Annotated in this window: 15 protein-coding genes and 1 tRNA gene; 6 read left to right on the top strand and 10 right to left on the bottom strand. The window is 66.6% G+C overall.

Annotation, left to right across the window (positions count from 1 at the left end):
- Positions 1-53: 53 nt before the first annotated feature.
- The gene (locus ADADO0_RS09625) at positions 54-269 is read left to right on the top strand and encodes a DUF2158 domain-containing protein (protein ID WP_511304913.1); all 216 of its coding nucleotides are present in this window, start codon (positions 54-56) and stop codon (positions 267-269) included.
- A gap of 12 nt (positions 270-281) precedes the next feature.
- On the opposite strand, the gene ADADO0_RS09620 is transcribed toward ADADO0_RS09625, so the two are convergent.
- From ADADO0_RS09620 to ADADO0_RS09605, 4 genes are read right to left on the bottom strand one after another with little or no spacing between them, the layout of a single operon-like run.
- Complete coding sequence (locus ADADO0_RS09620; protein ID WP_511304912.1) at positions 282-1502, bottom strand: CCA tRNA nucleotidyltransferase; 1221 nt, start codon at positions 1500-1502, stop codon at positions 282-284.
- Complete coding sequence (locus ADADO0_RS09615) at positions 1499-1759, bottom strand: DUF6111 family protein (RefSeq protein ID WP_511304911.1); 261 nt, start codon at positions 1757-1759, stop codon at positions 1499-1501. Before ADADO0_RS09615 ends, ADADO0_RS09620 begins: the two co-directional genes overlap by 4 nt.
- The gene (locus ADADO0_RS09610; protein ID WP_511304910.1) at positions 1756-2391 is read right to left on the bottom strand and encodes a CoA pyrophosphatase; all 636 of its coding nucleotides are present in this window, start codon (positions 2389-2391) and stop codon (positions 1756-1758) included. Before ADADO0_RS09610 ends, ADADO0_RS09615 begins: the two co-directional genes overlap by 4 nt.
- A gap of 17 nt (positions 2392-2408) precedes the next feature.
- Complete coding sequence (locus ADADO0_RS09605) at positions 2409-2999, bottom strand: DUF1285 domain-containing protein (protein WP_511305082.1); 591 nt, start codon at positions 2997-2999, stop codon at positions 2409-2411.
- Between the two features lie 204 nt (positions 3000-3203).
- Here ADADO0_RS09605 and ADADO0_RS09600 point away from each other — a divergent pair, with 204 nt between their 5' ends.
- The 4 genes from ADADO0_RS09600 to ADADO0_RS09585 all read left to right on the top strand — a co-directional run bounded on the left by ADADO0_RS09600 (position 3204) and on the right by ADADO0_RS09585 (position 10304).
- A complete protein-coding gene (locus tag ADADO0_RS09600; protein WP_511304909.1) occupies positions 3204-4205 on the top strand; it encodes an AAA family ATPase in 1002 nt (333 codons plus the stop codon).
- Positions 4206-4214: 9 nt separating this feature from the next.
- Positions 4215-5150, top strand: coding sequence for a DUF58 domain-containing protein (locus ADADO0_RS09595; protein ID WP_511304908.1), 936 nt, complete (start codon positions 4215-4217; stop codon positions 5148-5150).
- Positions 5147-7984: a DUF4159 domain-containing protein gene (locus ADADO0_RS09590; RefSeq protein ID WP_511304907.1), complete on the top strand. Its 2838-nt coding sequence runs from the start codon at positions 5147-5149 to the stop codon at positions 7982-7984. Before ADADO0_RS09595 ends, ADADO0_RS09590 begins: the two co-directional genes overlap by 4 nt.
- Positions 7985-8237: 253 nt before the next feature.
- Positions 8238-10304, top strand: a complete 2067-nt coding sequence (locus ADADO0_RS09585; protein WP_511304906.1) for a hypothetical protein — start codon at positions 8238-8240, stop codon at positions 10302-10304.
- 48 nt (positions 10305-10352) lie between these two features.
- On the opposite strand, the gene ADADO0_RS09580 is transcribed toward ADADO0_RS09585, so the two are convergent.
- The 5 genes from ADADO0_RS09580 to ADADO0_RS09560 form a co-directional block, all read right to left on the bottom strand.
- Positions 10353-10619: a DUF6968 family protein gene (locus ADADO0_RS09580; RefSeq protein WP_511304905.1), complete on the bottom strand. Its 267-nt coding sequence runs from the start codon at positions 10617-10619 to the stop codon at positions 10353-10355.
- 151 nt (positions 10620-10770) lie between these two features.
- The gene (locus ADADO0_RS09575) at positions 10771-12705 is read right to left on the bottom strand and encodes an acyltransferase family protein (protein WP_511304904.1); all 1935 of its coding nucleotides are present in this window, start codon (positions 12703-12705) and stop codon (positions 10771-10773) included.
- Between the two features lie 116 nt (positions 12706-12821).
- Positions 12822-13640 carry an ABC transporter permease gene (locus ADADO0_RS09570; RefSeq protein WP_511304903.1) on the bottom strand — a complete coding sequence of 273 codons (819 nt, stop codon included), beginning with the start codon at positions 13638-13640 and terminating at the stop codon, positions 12822-12824.
- Positions 13637-14554, bottom strand: a complete 918-nt coding sequence (locus ADADO0_RS09565) for an ABC transporter permease subunit (protein WP_511304902.1) — start codon at positions 14552-14554, stop codon at positions 13637-13639. The genes ADADO0_RS09570 and ADADO0_RS09565 overlap by 4 nt, the downstream gene beginning before the upstream one ends.
- 12 nt (positions 14555-14566) lie before the next feature.
- Entirely contained in the window at positions 14567-15727 is a 1161-nt protein-coding gene (locus tag ADADO0_RS09560) for an ABC transporter ATP-binding protein (protein WP_511304901.1), read from the bottom strand.
- Between the two features lie 282 nt (positions 15728-16009).
- Between ADADO0_RS09560 and ADADO0_RS09555 the strand changes: the two genes are divergently transcribed.
- A tRNA-Thr gene (locus tag ADADO0_RS09555) sits at positions 16010-16084 on the top strand.
- A gap of 132 nt (positions 16085-16216) precedes the next feature.
- On the opposite strand, the gene ADADO0_RS09550 is transcribed toward ADADO0_RS09555, so the two are convergent.
- Positions 16217-16588, bottom strand: a complete 372-nt coding sequence (locus ADADO0_RS09550; RefSeq protein WP_511304900.1) for a hypothetical protein — start codon at positions 16586-16588, stop codon at positions 16217-16219.
- Between the last annotated feature and the right edge of the window lie 185 nt (positions 16589-16773).

Genomic DNA, 16773 nt, shown 5'->3' with positions numbered 1-16773 from the left:
AACTGTCATGGAACCCAGCTAAGCCGACATCTGCCCTCACAGGAGATGTTCCAATGGTGTTCGCACCCGGCGAAATTGCTCAGCTCAAGTCTGGAAGCCCGGCTTTGACGATCATCGCCGTCGAGGGTGAGATTGTCGAAGTGCTTTGGTTCGCCGAGGAAGTCGCCGAATTCCGCACCCAGAAAATCCCCGCCGTCGCCCTCGACGCCCTTGAGATCGAGGAATTCACCGACGCCGACGAAGACGACGAGGAAGAAGAAGAGGACTGAGTGCCTCGGGGCTCAACCCGCCCCCATCGCCTCCGCGACCAGCCGTGCGACGGCCGCCTCCCCCATCGGAAAATCGGCGGCGATCCATAACGCCTCCGCTCGTCCCAGCGCGGCACCCAAGGCCGGGCCCGGCTTCAGGCCGTGTGAAATGAAATCCGCCGCCCGCACAGGCAGGGTCGGCGGCACCCACGCCCGTGCCATCTCCAGCGCGGCGCCCACGGCGCCAACCTCCGGTTCCGCACGCGCAGCGCCCAGCAGAACGCGATCCGCGAACGTCGCCGCCCCGAGGCGATAGATAAGCGTGCGCGCCGCCCGAGCGCCGATGCCGGGAGAAATCGGCCCATCGGATAAGGCCCGCAGCCGGCGATGCTCCGCGTTTGTGAGGCGCAGGCGATCACGCAGACGGTCCGCATCTTCCCGCACCCGCACCGCGAGCACACCAAGACGCAGCACCGGATCGGGCATCTGCCCGAGGTCGACTTCAAGCTCCGCAAGGCGCGACAGGGCGGCCAAGTCGCCCACCACGCCGCCCACCAGCGCCAGGAACCCGACCTCGCTCAGCACCCTAACCGTTGCCGGCGCGGTGGGAGCTGCCAGCAGTTTCAGGATTTCCGCGCGGACCCGCTCGCGGGACAGGCCGCGAAGGCCTTCCCGGCAGCGGACGGCGGCGGTGAACGCCGCCGGATCAAGTTCGCCCGCGCCATAGATCGCGTGGAAGCGGAACAGGCGCAGGATGCGCAGATAATCCTCGCGGATGCGCCGTTCGGCATCGCCGATGAACCGGACCCGACGCGCCCGAAGGTCTTTCAGGCCGTCGACGAGATCGATCACATTGCCATCGGGCGTGGCGAACAGGGCGTTCATGGTGAAGTCGCGCCGCTCGGCATCGCGCCGCCAATCGCGGCCGAAACGCACCACCGCGTGGCGTCCGTCGGTGTCCATATCCTCGCGCAGGCTCGTCACCTCGAACGGCGCGCCCTGCACGACGACCGTGACAGTGCCGTGGAGAATGCCTGTCGGCACCGGCTTCAGCCCGGCCGCCACGGCGCGCCGCATCACCTCTTCCGGCAGCGCCGTGGTCGCGAGGTCCACCTCCCGAACATCGACACCCAGAAGCGCGTTGCGCACCGCGCCGCCGACAATGCGCGTTTCCTCGCCCCTGCCGTTCAGAACCTCAAGCAGACAGGTCAGGCGCGCGTCCTTGAGAAAAGGCGCACTGGCAATCGTGGTCATTCAAACCGGCCGGGCTGGAACACCCCGTCCTTCATCTGCGCCGGAACATAGCGGCTGCCGGGCGACGCGCTGCTTTCGGCCTCGAACAGGAACAGCCCGCCCGCCATGAGCGCGACGGCGAGAACCGAGCACGCCACGACCGCGCGCGGAGACCAGTTGGCCGGCACAAGGGAGCCGCGCGTGGCGAGGAGGATCACCGCGTAAATGACGAAGGGGGCGAGAAACAGCCCACCCTCGATAAGGATTGTGCGGATCATGTTCGGTATATCCGCTCATAGAGGTTGCGCAGCATGCCTGCCGTGGCGCCCCAGATGAAACGCTCCTCATAGGGCATGGCGTAGAAATGCCGCATGACGCCGTCCCGCAATTCGGAATGGCGCTGGTGGTTCGCGGGCGCCATCAGGAAATGCAGTGGCACCTCGAATGCCTCCTGCACCTCCGCCGGATTGATGGTGAGCGTGTAGTGCGGCGACACCATAGCGACCACCGGTGTGATCCAAAAGCCGCTGCGCGCGAGATAGCCGTCGAGGAAGCCGAGCGGCGTCACGAAGTTGGAGGCAAGCCCCACCTCTTCGCGTGCCTCCCGCAAGGCCGCCGCCACTTCGTCAGCATCCTCCGGGTCCAGCCGGCCGCCGGGGAAAGCGATCTGGCCCGCATGGGTGGAGAGCGAGGTGGAGCGCAGCGTCAGCAGAACGGTCGGCTCGGGCCGCGCCACCACCGGCACCAGCACCGCGGCGTGGCGCGGCTCCCGGTCGAAGGCATCGGCGGCAGGGTCGGGCGAGAGCGCATGGTCCCCGTTCAGCCCGCCGACGATGGCACGGGAAAAGGTGGTCGGCGGATTGGGGAGCAGCCCGGCACGGGCGCGGTCGAGAAAATCCTGCAGCGGCATCACAGTCTCAATGACATTCATGTGGACGCCCGCTCAAGATCGGCCGCCGGCATCATGGGATAAAAGCGCCCGCCCGAGGCAATGCCGAACATGGGGATATCCGCCATCTCCCGCACCTGCGCCACGTCCACCAGTTCCATGAAGACCGCGCGCGTCAGCCGAGCCTCCAGCCCGCGCCTGACATGGATATAGGGGATCACCTCGCCCGCGTCCCCCCCGGCCGCGAATCGCAGATCGTGCCCCTCCCCGCAGCGCACGAGATCGTCCAGATTGGTGCGAAACACCAGAACGGGGCCGGCATCGCCCTCTTCAAGCGCCATGTCCACCGCAAGAAATGGCGCGTCGTCCACTTTTATGCCGATCTTCTCCGCCGGGGTCTTGAGAACGAACCTGTCCCCCTCCCGCGTCAGCACGGATGCAAAAAGTCTGACCAAGGCCGGCCGGCCGATCGGCGTTCCGGCATAAAACCAGGTGCCATCGGCGGCGATCCGCATGTCCATATCGCCGCAGTCCGGCGGGTTCCAGCGTTCCACGGGCGCCGGCCCACGGCCTCCCGCAGCGGTAGCAGCAGCAATCAAACTGCCCAGTCTCCCGCCCTCCTCCGGCATGCTTTCACCTTCTGCCACTGTCGCAACCTCGCAATGAGTTGAGCGCCCTGCCCGGTGGATGAGCATGTGAGCGGGTCGACGTCGCCTCAACATATCGTAAGCTGATCATTCCGCCGCCATGCGCCGCTTCTTGCATGGATGGCTGACCGGCCTTGTTCCGCCCTCTTCCGGTGCGAATAAGGTGGTCCAAGTGGAGATGCGTTGATGTCGGCACCGAGCGAGACGTTCGATCTGGACCAGATGATCATCCGCAATGCGGAAACCGCCGCAGCCACCGTGAGGACCGCGCGGGCGGCGGTGGGCAATGTGATCTTCGGCCAGGAAGCGGTCGTCGACCGGGCGCTCATCACCATCCTGGCCGGCGGTCATGCGCTTCTGGTGGGCGTGCCCGGCCTCGCCAAGACCAAGCTTGTGGAAACCTTGGGCATCGTGCTCGGCCTTGATGCACGCCGCGTCCAGTTCACCCCGGACCTGATGCCCTCCGACATCCTCGGCGCCGAAGTGCTGGAGGAAAGCGCCGGCGGCAAGCGCGCATTCCGCTTCATTCGCGGGCCGATCTTCGCCCAATTGCTGATGGCCGACGAAATCAACCGCGCAAGCCCGCGCACCCAATCCGCCCTGCTTCAGGCGATGCAGGAATATCATGTGACCATCGCCGGCGAGCGGCACGACCTGCCCAAGCCGTTCCACGTCCTCGCGACCCAGAACCCGCTGGAGCAGGAGGGCACTTATCCCCTGCCCGAAGCCCAGCTCGACCGGTTCCTGATGGAAATCGACGTGGACTATCCCGACCGCGACGCGGAACGGCGCATCCTGTTCGACACCACCGGGGCGGAAGACACCAAACCGCGTGCCGCAATGAGCGTGGAAGACCTGCTGGCGGCCCAGCGGCTGGTGCGGCGCCTGCCGGTCGGCGAATCCGTGGTCGAGGCGATCCTCACCCTGGTGCGCTCGGCCCGTCCCGGCGCTGAAGGCCCCGAGCAGCGGCTGATCGCCTGGGGCCCCGGCCCGCGCGCCAGCCAGGCGCTGATGCTGGCGGTGCGCGCCCGCGCTCTGCTGGACGGGCGATATGCCCCCTCCATCGATGACGTCGTGGCGCTGGCGGAACCGGTGCTGAAACACCGCATGGCCCTGACCTTCGCCGCCCGCGCCGAGGGCGAAAGTATACCGCGCATCGTGCGGCGGCTCACGGAACGGCTGGGCTGAGGCGCCCGCGTGGAGGATCTGGCAAAACAGGATCAGGCAAAACAGGCCGTCGAACGTGCCGCGCGGGATTCCGCCGGCCTTGCGGCGGCGATGCCCCGCCTCGTGCTGGAGGCGCGCCGCATCGCCTCCAGCGTCCAGCATGGTCTGCACGGCCGCCGGCGCGTCGGCACCGGCGAGAACTTCTGGCAATACCGCCACTTCATGGACGGCGAGCCCGCCGCCCGCGTGGACTGGCGCCGCTCCGCCCGTGACGACCATCTTTATGTGCGCGAACGTGAGTGGGAGGCCGCACACACGGTGTGGATCTGGCCGAACCTCTCGGCCTCCATGGATTACGCCTCAGGCAAGCTGGCGCCGAAGCGCGAGCGTGCCCTCATCATCGCCTTCGCGCTGGCGGAACTGCTCGTGAAAGGCGGCGAGCGGGTGGGCATGCCCAATCTCATGCGCCCCTCGGCCTCGCGTCGCATTGTCGAGCGCATGGCCGAGGCGGTCTTGCACGCGCCGGAAACGCCCGCACTGCCCCCCGGCTTCAATCCTTCGCCTTTGTCCGAACTGGTGTTGCTGGGTGATTTCTTCAGCCCCACCGGGCAGGTGTGCGAGCGCATCTCAGAACTCGCGGGCACCGGCGCACACGGCCAGGTGGTGCAGATCGTCGATCCCTCCGAAGAGACCTTCCCGTTCTCGGGACGGGTCGAATTCCATTCGCCCTCCGGCGGGCCGATGGTCACGGTGGGGCGCGCCGAGACTTGGCGCGCGGATTATCAGGGGCGCCTCGCCGCGCATCGCGCCGCCATCCGCGCAGCCGCCGAGCGCACCGGCTGGGGCTTCGCCGTGCACCGCACCGACCGGCCGGCGAGCGAACTGCTCCTGGCCCTCCATGCCCGCATGGGTTCCGGCGACATCGCCGTGCCTGACATGCGAACCGACGCGGAGGCGCGTTCATGATGGGATTGCCCCTGGGCTTTGCCACGCCGCTGATCCTGACCGCCTTCCTCGCCCTGCCGCTCCTATGGTTTCTCTTACGCGTGGTGCCGCCCAAGCCACGCGAGATGGTATTTCCGCCCACCGGCCTGCTGCTGGAGATCGACCCGAAAGAGGAGACGCCCGCACGCACGCCGTGGTGGCTCACCGTTCTGCGTCTTCTGCTCGCCGCCTTGATCATCCTCGCGGCCGCCGGGCCGATCTGGAATCCGCCCGCCCCGGCGCCCGGCGCGCACGGGCCGCTGGTGCTGCTCATCGACCAGGGCTGGCCCGCCGCCAGCACCTGGGAAACCCGTATGGACGCCGCCGCCGGCCTGGTGGACCAGGCGGAGAGCGAGGGGCGCGGTGTTGCGCTCATTCCCACCGGCGATGTGCCGAAGGATGTCTCGCTGCTGCTGCCGGCACAGGCGCGCGACAAGCTGCGCTCTTTGACGCCGGTTCCCTACGCACCCGCCCGCAAGGAAGCTCTCGCGCTTGCCGGCAGGCACCTTGCCGCCGAGGCGGAGGCGGCCCTCGTCTTCATTAGCGACGGTGTGGATCTCAAAGCGGACACGTCCATCGCCGCCGACCTGGCAGCCCTGAAGCCGGCGCGTCCGCCGCTCGTCATCACCGGCGGCATTGCCGCGCCACTCGCCCTTACCGCACCTGATAATGCGGCCGGATCCCTCACCGTGAAGGTGCTGCGCGCCGATGTCGGCACCGCCCGCAGCGGCATGGTCGAGGCGCGCGATTTGAAGGGACTGAGCATGAGCGAAGCCCCATTCGCATTCGAGGCCGGCGCGCGGGAGAGCGAAGCGCGCTTCGACCTGCCGGTGGAAATGCGCAACGAGATGGCACGGCTTGAAATCGTCGGCGAGCGGTCGGCCGGTGCGGTGCAGTTGCTCGACAAGAGATGGCGTCGCCGCTCGGTCGGCGTCGTCTCGGGCGCGAGCACCGACACCGGCCAGCCGCTGCTGGCGCCGACCTATTATCTCGCCCGCGCGCTCGGCCCTTTCGCCGACGTGCGCCTCGCCGATGGCGGGGCGCCCAGCGAGGCCATCACCCGCTTCATCGAGCAGCGGGTGCCGGTGATCGTGCTCACCGACGTCGGCACGATTCCGCCCGCCACCCGCGCGCGGCTGGTGAAATATGTCGAGGACGGCGGGGTCCTGGTGCGCTTTGCCGGCACGCGCCTCGCCAACGCTCAGGACGACCTGCTCCCGGTGCGCCTGCGACGCGGCGGCCGCGTGCTCGGCGGCTCGCTTTCCTGGGAAACGCCGCAGCAACTCGGAAGCCTGACCACGGACGGCCCGTTCCGCGACCTGCCCATGCCCAATGACGTGACGGTAAACCGGCAGGTGCTGGCCGAGCCGGACGGCGCCCTGGGCGAGCACACCTGGGCGACGCTGAAGGACGGTACGCCGCTCGTCACCGGCGCGCGCAGGGGCAAGGGCATGGTGGTGCTGTTCCATGTCACCGCCGACACCTCTTGGTCCAACCTGCCGCTCTCGGGCACATTCGTGGAGATGCTGCGCCGCGTGCTGGCTCTGGCCGACACCACCGCCGCGACGGAAGAGACCGCAGCCAGCGCGAGCGCCGCGCGCACACTGCAGGCCGCGATCCCGCCGAGCCGCCTCCTGGACGGCTTCGGCGTATTCCATCCCGCAGGCCCGCTCACGCGGCCCCTGCCTTCCGGCTTCACCGGCCGTGCAAATGCCGAGCATCCTCCGGGCTTCTACGGACCGCCCGATGGGCTTGTGGCGCTGAATGCCCTGCTGCCGGACGACAAGCTGAGCCCGCTTGACCTCACGCCGCTGGCCGGCACCATCGCCCCGCTGCAAGCGGGCGAGCCACGCGACCTGCGCGGGCCGCTTCTGGTCACCATCATGGGTTTGCTCCTGCTGGACGCGCTCGCGGTGCTGTTCCTGGCGGGCGGCCTCTCCCGGCTGAGCTATCGGCGCTCTGGCACCGCGCTCGCCTTCGCGCTCGCCGCCCTCTGCGCTGCCCTGCTGGCTGCCCCACCCCCGGCTTATGCGCAGGCCCCGGCCACCCCGGCGGTGAACCGCGCCGGCGATGATTTCGCGGTGAAGGCGACCTCCCAGACCCGTCTCGCCTATGTCACCACGGGCGATGCGGACGTCGACCAGATCAGCCGCGCCGGGCTCGGCGGGCTGTCCACATTTCTCGGCCAGCGCACCGCGCTCCAGGCGGGCGAGCCCATGGGCGTGGACCTCGCGCGGGACGAACTCTCCTTCTTCCCCCTGCTCTACTGGCCCATCCTCTCCACCACCCCCGTCCCCTCCCCGGCGGTATTGGCGCGGGTGGACGCCTATATGAAGCAGGGCGGCACAGTCATCTTCGACACCCGCGATGCCCTCGAAAGCGCATCGGGCGGGCCGCTCTCCCCGGCCGCGCAGCGGCTGCGGGAAATCCTCTCCGGCCTCGACGTGCCGGAGCTTGAGCCGGTGCCGCGCGACCATGTGCTGACCAAGGCGTTTTATCTCCTGAAGGATTTTCCCGGCCGCTTCACCGGCGGCACCACATGGGTTGAGGCGCTGCCGGCCGCACGCGAGGGCGAAGACCGCCCCGCCCGCGCAGGCGATGGGGTTTCTCCCGTCATCATCACCGGCAATGACCTTGCCGGTGCCTGGGCGGTCAGCGAGACCGGAGAGCCTCTCCTCCCGCTCACCCCCGGCGAGCCACGCCAGCGCGAACTTGCCTTCCGCACCGGCGCCAACATCGCCATGTATGTGCTGACCGGCAACTACAAGGCCGATCAGGTCCACGTACCCGCCCTGCTGGAACGACTCGGCCAATGAGCGGGCGTTACTCCCTCCAGACGCGCGGCCTTGTCCCCTCTCCCGCTTGCGCGGGAGGGCTAGGGAGGGGGAGTTGGCCCGATACGAGCGGCACAAGCTCTCGCTTTGAGGCTCCTGCCCCCTCCCCAACCCTCCCCCGCACGCGGGCGAGGGAGCGCATCGCGCCTGCCCCGTTAAAAGCCTCGGCCGAACAGCAAACCGCCATCGTCTCGGCGGCAGGCGCGCGGATGAGGAGCCGCCATAAGGATGCCGCATGACCTACGGCCTCGCCTTCGAACCGTTCCTGCCCTGGCCGCTTCTGGCGGGTGCAGCGTTTGTCGCCTTGGTGCTCGCCGCCCTGCTGCTCGCCTCCCGCACGCGCGGCGCAGCGTTCCGTGCGCTGGCGCTCGCGGCGGGCCTCGCCGCACTCTCGAATCCCTCGCTCACGCGAGAGGAGCGCGAGCCGCTGTCCTCCGTGGTTGCCGTGGTGGTGGACAAGAGCGCGAGCCAGGATTTCGGCGATCGCACGGCCCAGACCGACGCCGCCCGCGCCGCCGTGGCGGAGCGCCTCGGCCGTCTTCCGGGTATCGAGGTGCGCACCATCGAGGCTGCCGCCCGCGACGGCGAGACCGACGGCACGCGCCTGTTCTCCGCCCTCTCCGCCGGCCTTGCGGACGTCCCGCCCGAACGGGTGGCCGGTGCCATCATGATCACCGACGGCCGGGTGCATGATGCGCCCGCCGACACGTCCACGCTCGGGTTTTCCGCGCCGGTGCACGGCCTCATCACCGGGCGGGCCGGCGAGCGCGACCGGCGAGTGAACCTGGAGAAGGCGCCACGCTTCGGCATCGTCGGACAGAAGCAGTCCATCATCTTCCGCGTTACCGACGAGGGCGCCCCAGCCGGCGCACGCGTACCCATGACGATCCGCCGCGACGGCGAAATCATCGCCAACCCGATCGTCACCGCCGGGCAGAACGCCACGGTGGAGGTGGAAATCGCCCACGCCGGACCGAACATCGTCGAGATCGAGGCGCCCCCGCTCCAGGGTGAACTCACCCCCATCAACAACCGCACCGCCGTTTCCATCGACGGCGTGCGCGACAAGCTGCGGGTGCTGCTGGTCTCGGGCGAGCCGAACGTGGGCGAGCGCACCTGGCGCAACCTGCTCAAGAGCGATGCGAATGTGGACCTCGTGCACTTCACCATCCTCCGCCCGCCGGAGAAGCAGGACGGCACGCCCATCAACGAACTCTCGCTGATCGCCTTCCCCACGCGCGAGCTGTTCCAGACCAAGATCCGCGACTTCGACCTGATCATCTTCGACCGCTATTCCCAGCAGGGGGTGCTGCCGCAGATCTATTTCGACAATATCGTGCGCTATGTCCGCAACGGCGGCGCCGTTTTGGTGGCGGCGGGCACCGATTATGTCGAGGCCGGATCGCTCTACAACACGCCTTTGGAAGACATCCTGCCCGGGGTTCCCACCGGCGATGTCACGCAGGAGCCGTTCCGCGCCAAGCTGACCGAACCGGGAAAGCGCCACCCCGTAACCCGTGCCCTGCCGGGCTCGGAGAGCGACCCGCCGAACTGGGCGCGCTTCTTCCGCGTCATCGATGCCGGCATCCGCTCGGGCACGCCGGTGATTTCCGGCCCCAACGACAAGCCGCTGCTGCTGCTGGACCGCGTCGGCGAAGGACGCGTCGCCTTGCTGCTGTCCGACCACATCTGGCTGTGGGCGCGCGGCTATGAGGGCGGCGGCCCCTATATCGATTTGCTGCGCCGCCTCTCCCATTGGCTGATGAAGGAGCCGGACCTTGAGGAGGAGCGCCTGAAGCTCTCCACCTCGGGCCGCGAACTGGTGGTGGAGCGCCAGACCATGGGCGACACCGTGCCGGTGGCCCGCGTGGTCCCGCCCACCGGGCCCGAGCGCAACCTGACGCTGACCCAGGTGGAGCCCGGACTGTGGCGCGCCACGACGCCGGCCGACCAGCTCGGCCTGTGGCGGGCCTCCAACGGCAATCTCAACGCGCTGGTGAACATCGGCCCGCTGAACCCGAAGGAGTTTGCCGAAGTCACCAGCACCCGCGAGGTTCTTAGCCCCATCGCCACCGCCACCGGCGGCGGTCTCTGGCGGCTTGCGGACCTCTCGGGCAGCGTGCCGCGCATTGTCCCCGTCACCTCAGGCGAGCGCCTCGCCGGCGATGACTGGATGGGCCTGCGCACCCGCGATGTCAGCGTGGTGACGGGCATCGGGCTGTTCCCGGTCTTCGCCGGGCTTTCCGGGCTGCTTCTGCTGCTGGGCTTGCTGACGCTGAGCTGGGTACGGGAGGGGCGGTGAGGGGCGTGGGCGCCCCTTACCGCGGTTATTTAAAAATATGTCGCATCTTCACCGACGAGAAGATGTCGAATGGCATTGCCTACAGGAAACCCGCAACCTTTTTCGCCCGGACTCCAGAATAAGTTTTCCACTCTTGTGATAGTCGCCAGCATATATGTCTGCACCAACCATAAGCATGGCGTGAACGAGAGTCTGCGCGGAATCCACGCCGCCTCCATCGAAGGAGTTTCGGCCATCCGGCCAATCTATTTCATATCGACACTGCCACGCACGATCTTCTTCTCTCGGTGCAAAAATCCGCACCTGCCTGAACATCTATTTCGCCGTCTGGAGACCGTATTTTCAATATGCGGCTTGCGATCATGACGCCCTCAGAAATTCAAAGAGGAATTCGACGCCCGCTCGGCCCTTACTGAACTGCATCATCGCTGATTCATCAGCGCCCCGCCCCCCTCCGGCGCCCACATCATCTCACCATATGGCCGCGCACGCCCGCCAGGAAGTCGCGCCATGCCGGGATCGTCAGGAACGAACCCGAGAGGTTGAGGTGTCCATTGTCCCGGAACAGCGGCAGCCCGTCCGTTGACGACGGCCGGCAGGCTTGGGCATCACAGAACAGCGCGCGAGGCAGGAATACGCTGACGCCGGGGCGTCCATCGGCAATCGCGCGCAGGCTTTTCTCCAGGGGGAGCGCGACCGCATCCGACGTTGCGCGCGTCTCGTTGCACCAGCTTTCATCCAGGCCGAGGAAGCGAAACCGTAGCAGACAGCGCCCACCGCCAAGCGAGAACTGGCCGGCGGTTGCCACCAGCACCACGGGCTTTCCGGCGGCGGCAATGCGGTCAACCGCCGTCTGGAGCTTCTGCATCGACGGCTCCAGCGCGGCGCCGCCAGGCCAGTTGCCGCCGATGATCACGAGTTGCACCCGCGGCTCGCTGAGGATCTGTTCCAGCGCATTCGCCCGAAACGCATTGCAGGCGCGCGTCTCCCCCGTAACCATCGACCCCAGCGCCGGGTCAGGGGCTTCCGGCGCACAGCCCGCTTTGGTGAGTTGCAGAAGACCGAACTTGTCCTCGCGCCCCAGGGCATCCAGCGCGGGCGCGTGATGATCGGCGAAGGAATCGCCCCACAGCACGATCAGCGGCGCCTGCGGGTCCATGTCGCCGAAGCGGCACGGCACGTCCGGGCGCGGCGCCAGAAGGCAGGACTTCTGCCCCCGCCAAGGCTCAGCGGCGAGCGTCTGCGCCTTCAGGAAGGCGGCGCTGGTGCGGCCCGGCAGACCATTGGTGGCGATCATCACCCACGCCAGCGCGACCAGCATTCCCAGCGCGACGAGACCCACGCCGACGCTGATCCATTCGCTGCGCGCGTTTGACGGACCGTGGCGGCGGAACGGCGCCTCTATGAACCGCCAGGACAGGATCGAGACCACCACCATCACGGCCAGAAGCAACGCTTCCCGCACCAGCCCAGGCTGCACCCCCAAGGTCAGATAGCGGTACACAGCGAGGATCGGCCAGTGCCAGAGATAGAGCGAATAGGAGATCAGCCCGATCCCCGCGAATGGCGCAAACGAGAGCAGCCGTCCGACGATGGTCGAGCGCCCCTGCTCTCCCGCCCAGAGAAGCAGCAGTGCGCCGATGGTCGGCACCAACGCCGAAAGGCCGGGGAAGACGGTGTGGTGGTCGAACAGCGCCAATGCGGCGAGGATCATCGCCAGGCCAACACCCGCCATCGCCTCGGGCACCCACCTGCCGCGCACCGGCGGCACAAGCCCGAGCGCCAGGACGGCGCCCAGCAGAAGTTCCCAGAACCGGCCGTTGGCGTTGTAGAAGGCGGCCAGGGGCCGATCCACCACGTTGCGCGTGGCAATGAATAGCGAGGCCGCCAGCAGGGCGTAGACCACGAAAGGGCGCACCCGTGCGAGGCGCGGGTGAAACAGCACCGCCAGCACCAGCGGCCAGGCGAGATAGAACTGCTCCTCCACCGACAGCGACCAGGTGTGCAGCAGGAATTGCGTGTCGGGGGTGGCGCCGAAATAGTGCGTCACCGAGAGGAAATAGCGGTTGGCGAAAAAGATCGACGCGGACCGAAGCGATTCCCCGAAGCCCACCAGCAGGTCCGGCGGCAGCAGCACCAGGGCGGCAATGGCGGTTAAGAGCGCCATGGCGAAATAGGCCGGCACGATGCGCCGGATGCGCCGGTCATAGAAGCGCAGCAGGCTGAAGTGCCCCTCCCCCAGATCCTTCGCCAGGATCGAGGTGATGAGATAGCCGGATATGACGAAGAAGATATCGACCCCGACATAGCCGCCGGGCACGAGCGCGGGATTGAGATGGTACAGAACCACGGGCACGACTGCGAGCGCCCGCAGGCCACTGATGTCCGAACGATACTTCATGAGGAGAATGGGCCTGCCCGTCTTACCAACGCGCGGCGATCCTACTCACTCACGAGCGAATTGCCCACGCTTGGGAGGTCGCGTTCCCCCGGAAGCCGACATCGTTAGCCTGTCCCCTACTGCGCGGCCGCCGCCTGCTCCTCGCGCTTGCGGATCGTCTCCTGCCGCTTGGTCATGATGGACGCGAAGATCACGATCAGGGTGACGATGGCGATCATCACGGTGCATACCGCGTTGATTTCCGGCGTCACACCCATGCGGACCTGGGAATAGATGCGCATCGGCAGCGTGGTGGCGCCCGGCCCGGTGGTGAAGGAGGCGATCACAAGATCGTCCATGGAAAGGGTGAAGGCCAGCATGAAGCCGGACACCACCGCCGGCAGGATCAGCGGCAGTGTGATGATGAAGAAGGTCTTGAACGGCGGACAGCCGAGGTCGAGCGCCGCCTCCTCCAGCGAGCGGTCGAAGGTCACGAGGCGCGACTGCACCACCACCGCCACGAAGCACATGGTGAAGGTGATGTGGGCGAGCGTGATGGTCCAGAAGCCGCGCTCGAAGCCGATCGCCACAAACAGCAGCAGCAGCGACAGGCCGGTGATGACTTCCGGCATCACCAGCGGCGCGTAGGTCATGCCGGAAAACAGCGAGCGCCCGAAGAAGCGGCCGTAGCGGGTGAGTGCCATGGCCGCCATTGTGCCGAGCACGGTGGCGATGAGCGAGGAGAGGAACGCCACCCGAAGCGTCACCCAGGCCGCATCCAGAAGCTGCTCGTTCTCCAGCAGCGCGCCGTACCACTGGGTGGAGAACCCGCCCCAGATGGTGACCAGCCGCGAGGCGTTGAACGAATAGATCACCAGCAGCAGAATGGGGATGTAGAGAAAGGCAAACCCAGCCACCAGCGCGGTGACGTTGAACCAGGACAGTCCCTTGTTCATTTCCCCGCCTCCAATTGGCGTGCCTGGATGTTCTGGTAGATCACGATCGGCACCACCAGCACGATGAGCAGCAGCACCGCCACCGCCGATGAGGCGGTCCAGGAGCGGTTGACCGTGAACTCGGTCCACAGCGACTTGCCGATCATCAGGGTGTCGGAGCCGCCCAGCAGATCGGGGATGACGAACTCGCCCACCGCCGGGATGAAGCACAGCAGCGCCCCCGCCGCGACGCCGGGAAGAGAGAGCGGAAATGTGATCAGCCAGAACGCCCGCATTGGCGGACATCCAAGGTCCTCGGCCGCCTCCAGCAGCGTCATGTCCAGCTTCTCGAGGGCTGCATAGAGCGGCAGCACCATGAAGGGCAGGTAGGAATAGACGATGCCGATATAGACCGCGAAATTGGTGTTCAGGATTTCCAGCGGCTGGTCGATCAGCCCCATGGCCTGTAGCGCCTGATTAAGCAGGCCATCCTGCGAGAGGATGCCGATCCAGGCGTAGACGCGGATCAGGAACGAGGTCCAGAACGGCAGGATCACCAGCATCAGCAATGTCGGCTGCATCGATCGCGGCGCGCGCGCCATGGCATAGGCGATGGGATAGCCCACCAGGAGCAGGAACACCGTGGATAGCGAGGCGATGACGAGGCTGGAACCGTAGGCTTCCAGGAACTCGTTGTCCCAACTCAGCACGTAGCCGTAATTGTCGAAATTCAGCTGGGAGATGAAATCCTTGAAGCCCGCCCAGCCCTGCGAGAGATCCAGCAGCGGCGAATAGGGTGGCTGCGCGATCACATCCTGCGACATGCTGATTTTCAGCACGATCAGGAACGGCACCAGGAACAGCACAAGCAGCCACAGATAGGGAACGGCGATGACGAACGATCGCCCCTTGCCCTTGCTTCCCGCCATCGACATGACGCCCCTCCCCTAGTGGCTCAGGACCACGCCGGCATGCGGCGTGAAGGTCACAAAGACCTTATCTTCCCAGGTGATGGGCCGCTCGACCATGCGGGAGAGGTTCGGTTGCGAGACCTTGATGCGGGTGCCGCACGGCAATTCCACATGGTACACGGAGAGGTCGCCGAGATAGGCTATGTCCCAGATCTGGCCCTCGAAACAATTGCCTGCCGCCGCATCCGGGGGATCGAGCGAGATGCGTAATTTTTCCGGCCTGATGGCGAGCCAGACCGAATCGCCCACCTTCGCATCCGAGGGCTGCGCGATCTGGATCGGGTGCGGCGTGATCGGCGTGGTGAGGCGCAGATCATTGGCGAAGCAGCCCTCGACCTTGCACACCATGATGTTCACGTCGCCGATGAAGTCGGCGATATATTTGGTCGCCGGCTGCTCATAAATGGTGGCGGGCGGGGCCACTTGCACCAGCACGCCGTGGTTCATGACGGCGATGCGGTCGGCCACCGTCATGGCTTCTTCCTGGTCGTGGGTCACGATCAGGAAGGTCATCCCCAGTTCCATCTGCAGGTCCATCAACTCGAACTGCGTCTCTTCCCGCAGCTTCTTGTCGAGCGCGCCCAGCGGCTCGTCCAGCAGCAGCACCTTGGGCCGGGTGGCGACCGAGCGCGCCAGGGCGACGCGCTGGCGCTGGCCGCCGGAGAGTTGGTGTGGCTTGCGCTTGGCAAAACTCTCCAGCTTCACCAGGGAAAGCATCTCCTCGACGCGAGCGTTAATCTCCACCTTGGACATGCCGGCCTGCTTGGGGCCGAACGCGATGTTCTCCGCCACGCTCATGTGCGGGAACAGCGCATAGGACTGGAACATCATGTTGACCGGCCGCCGATACGGCGGCACGCCGACCAGATCTTCCCCGGCCAGGGTGATGCGGCCGTCGGTTGGCTCCTCGAACCCCGCAAGCATGCGCATCAGCGTGGTCTTGCCGCAGCCCGAAGGGCCGAGCAGCGCGAAGAACTCCCGCTCGAAAATGTCGAGGCTCACATTGTTCACGGCGGTGAAATCGCCGAAACGCTTCACCACATTCTCGAACCGGATCAGGGGCGTCGCGGTCGGGTCGGTCCAGGGAGAAAACGTGCGCCGAACGGCGCCGATGTTCTGCGTCCGCGCTTTGGCCATAAGCCCCCACTGTCTGTTCTGCTTGATCTTGACCGAAGGCTAACCCCGTACCGGCCGCCGCTCAAGTCTTGTGCAGGCGCAAAAAACGAGCGCAATGCACCATCCCCGCATCATAAAGGTGCATATCGCCTCCCCGGAGCGGGGGTTTCGGCCGATGGGGTTGCGCCCCCTGCCGGCATGTGGCAGGAACGGCCCGCTCGCGGTGGTTCACCCGCCGCCGACGCTCTCGCCGGCATCAAGCTGGCAAGATTTTCCGAGCCCGGCATCAGCCCGGACCCGGACGCTGCGGTAGCTCAGTGGTAGAGCACTCCATTGGTAATGGAGAGGTCGAGAGTTCAATCCTCTCTCGCAGCACCAGCAATTCCCGTGAATTTCAAGTTGTGATTTCGTTAAGCTGGATGCGTGCATCGTCCGCTCGCTCGGCCTCGCCGATGGAAGATCCTCTGCCGATGGGTCACGCGCGGCTGAGACGGAACAAGGACGGCGCTTTCATACTTCGGTCGGGTCGCGGTGTTGCTGAGCTTGGTCGGGGGTGGTAATGCCCACGCCCCTCAATGCCGCCTCAAGACGGTGAGATATTTCAGAATGCAAAGCGATTTCATAGCGATCCTCCCCATGTCCATGGCCCTTCTCGTCATGTCTGTTGTCTGTCTGGGCACCGTTTCTTTCGTGCATCGCGTGTTTGTGGAGAAGCCGCAGCGCGCAGAGGAAGTCGCGAACCGGACGTTTCACTAAGCGCGCGCTGGGGCAAGCAGGCGCATAACGCGCCTCCAAGGCGTCCAGAATCAATTTTGTCCCCGCGCGCACAAACCGCAGCGCGCTGGACGAACAGACGGTGATGCTCCGTAGACGAGCCGCCACGGCGCCTATCATCGCTCTCGGCGCCCTCTTGTTTCCCTCAATCAGCAGCAGGCGGCGCGCTTCTCTCGCCAGCGGGCACCTTTGCGTGCGCGGTGCCTCCTCGCATGCTTGCGGGGACCGGCCATTTCGCGCCTCCCGCCCCCCCCCACGCGCAAGTGCCAAAGAGAAAAGGCCGCCACCTGTGA

Source organism: Aquabacter sp., assembly GCF_965279295.1.
Lineage (GTDB): Bacteria > Pseudomonadota > Alphaproteobacteria > Rhizobiales > Xanthobacteraceae > Aquabacter.
This window is presented reverse-complemented; position numbering and strand designations above follow the sequence as displayed.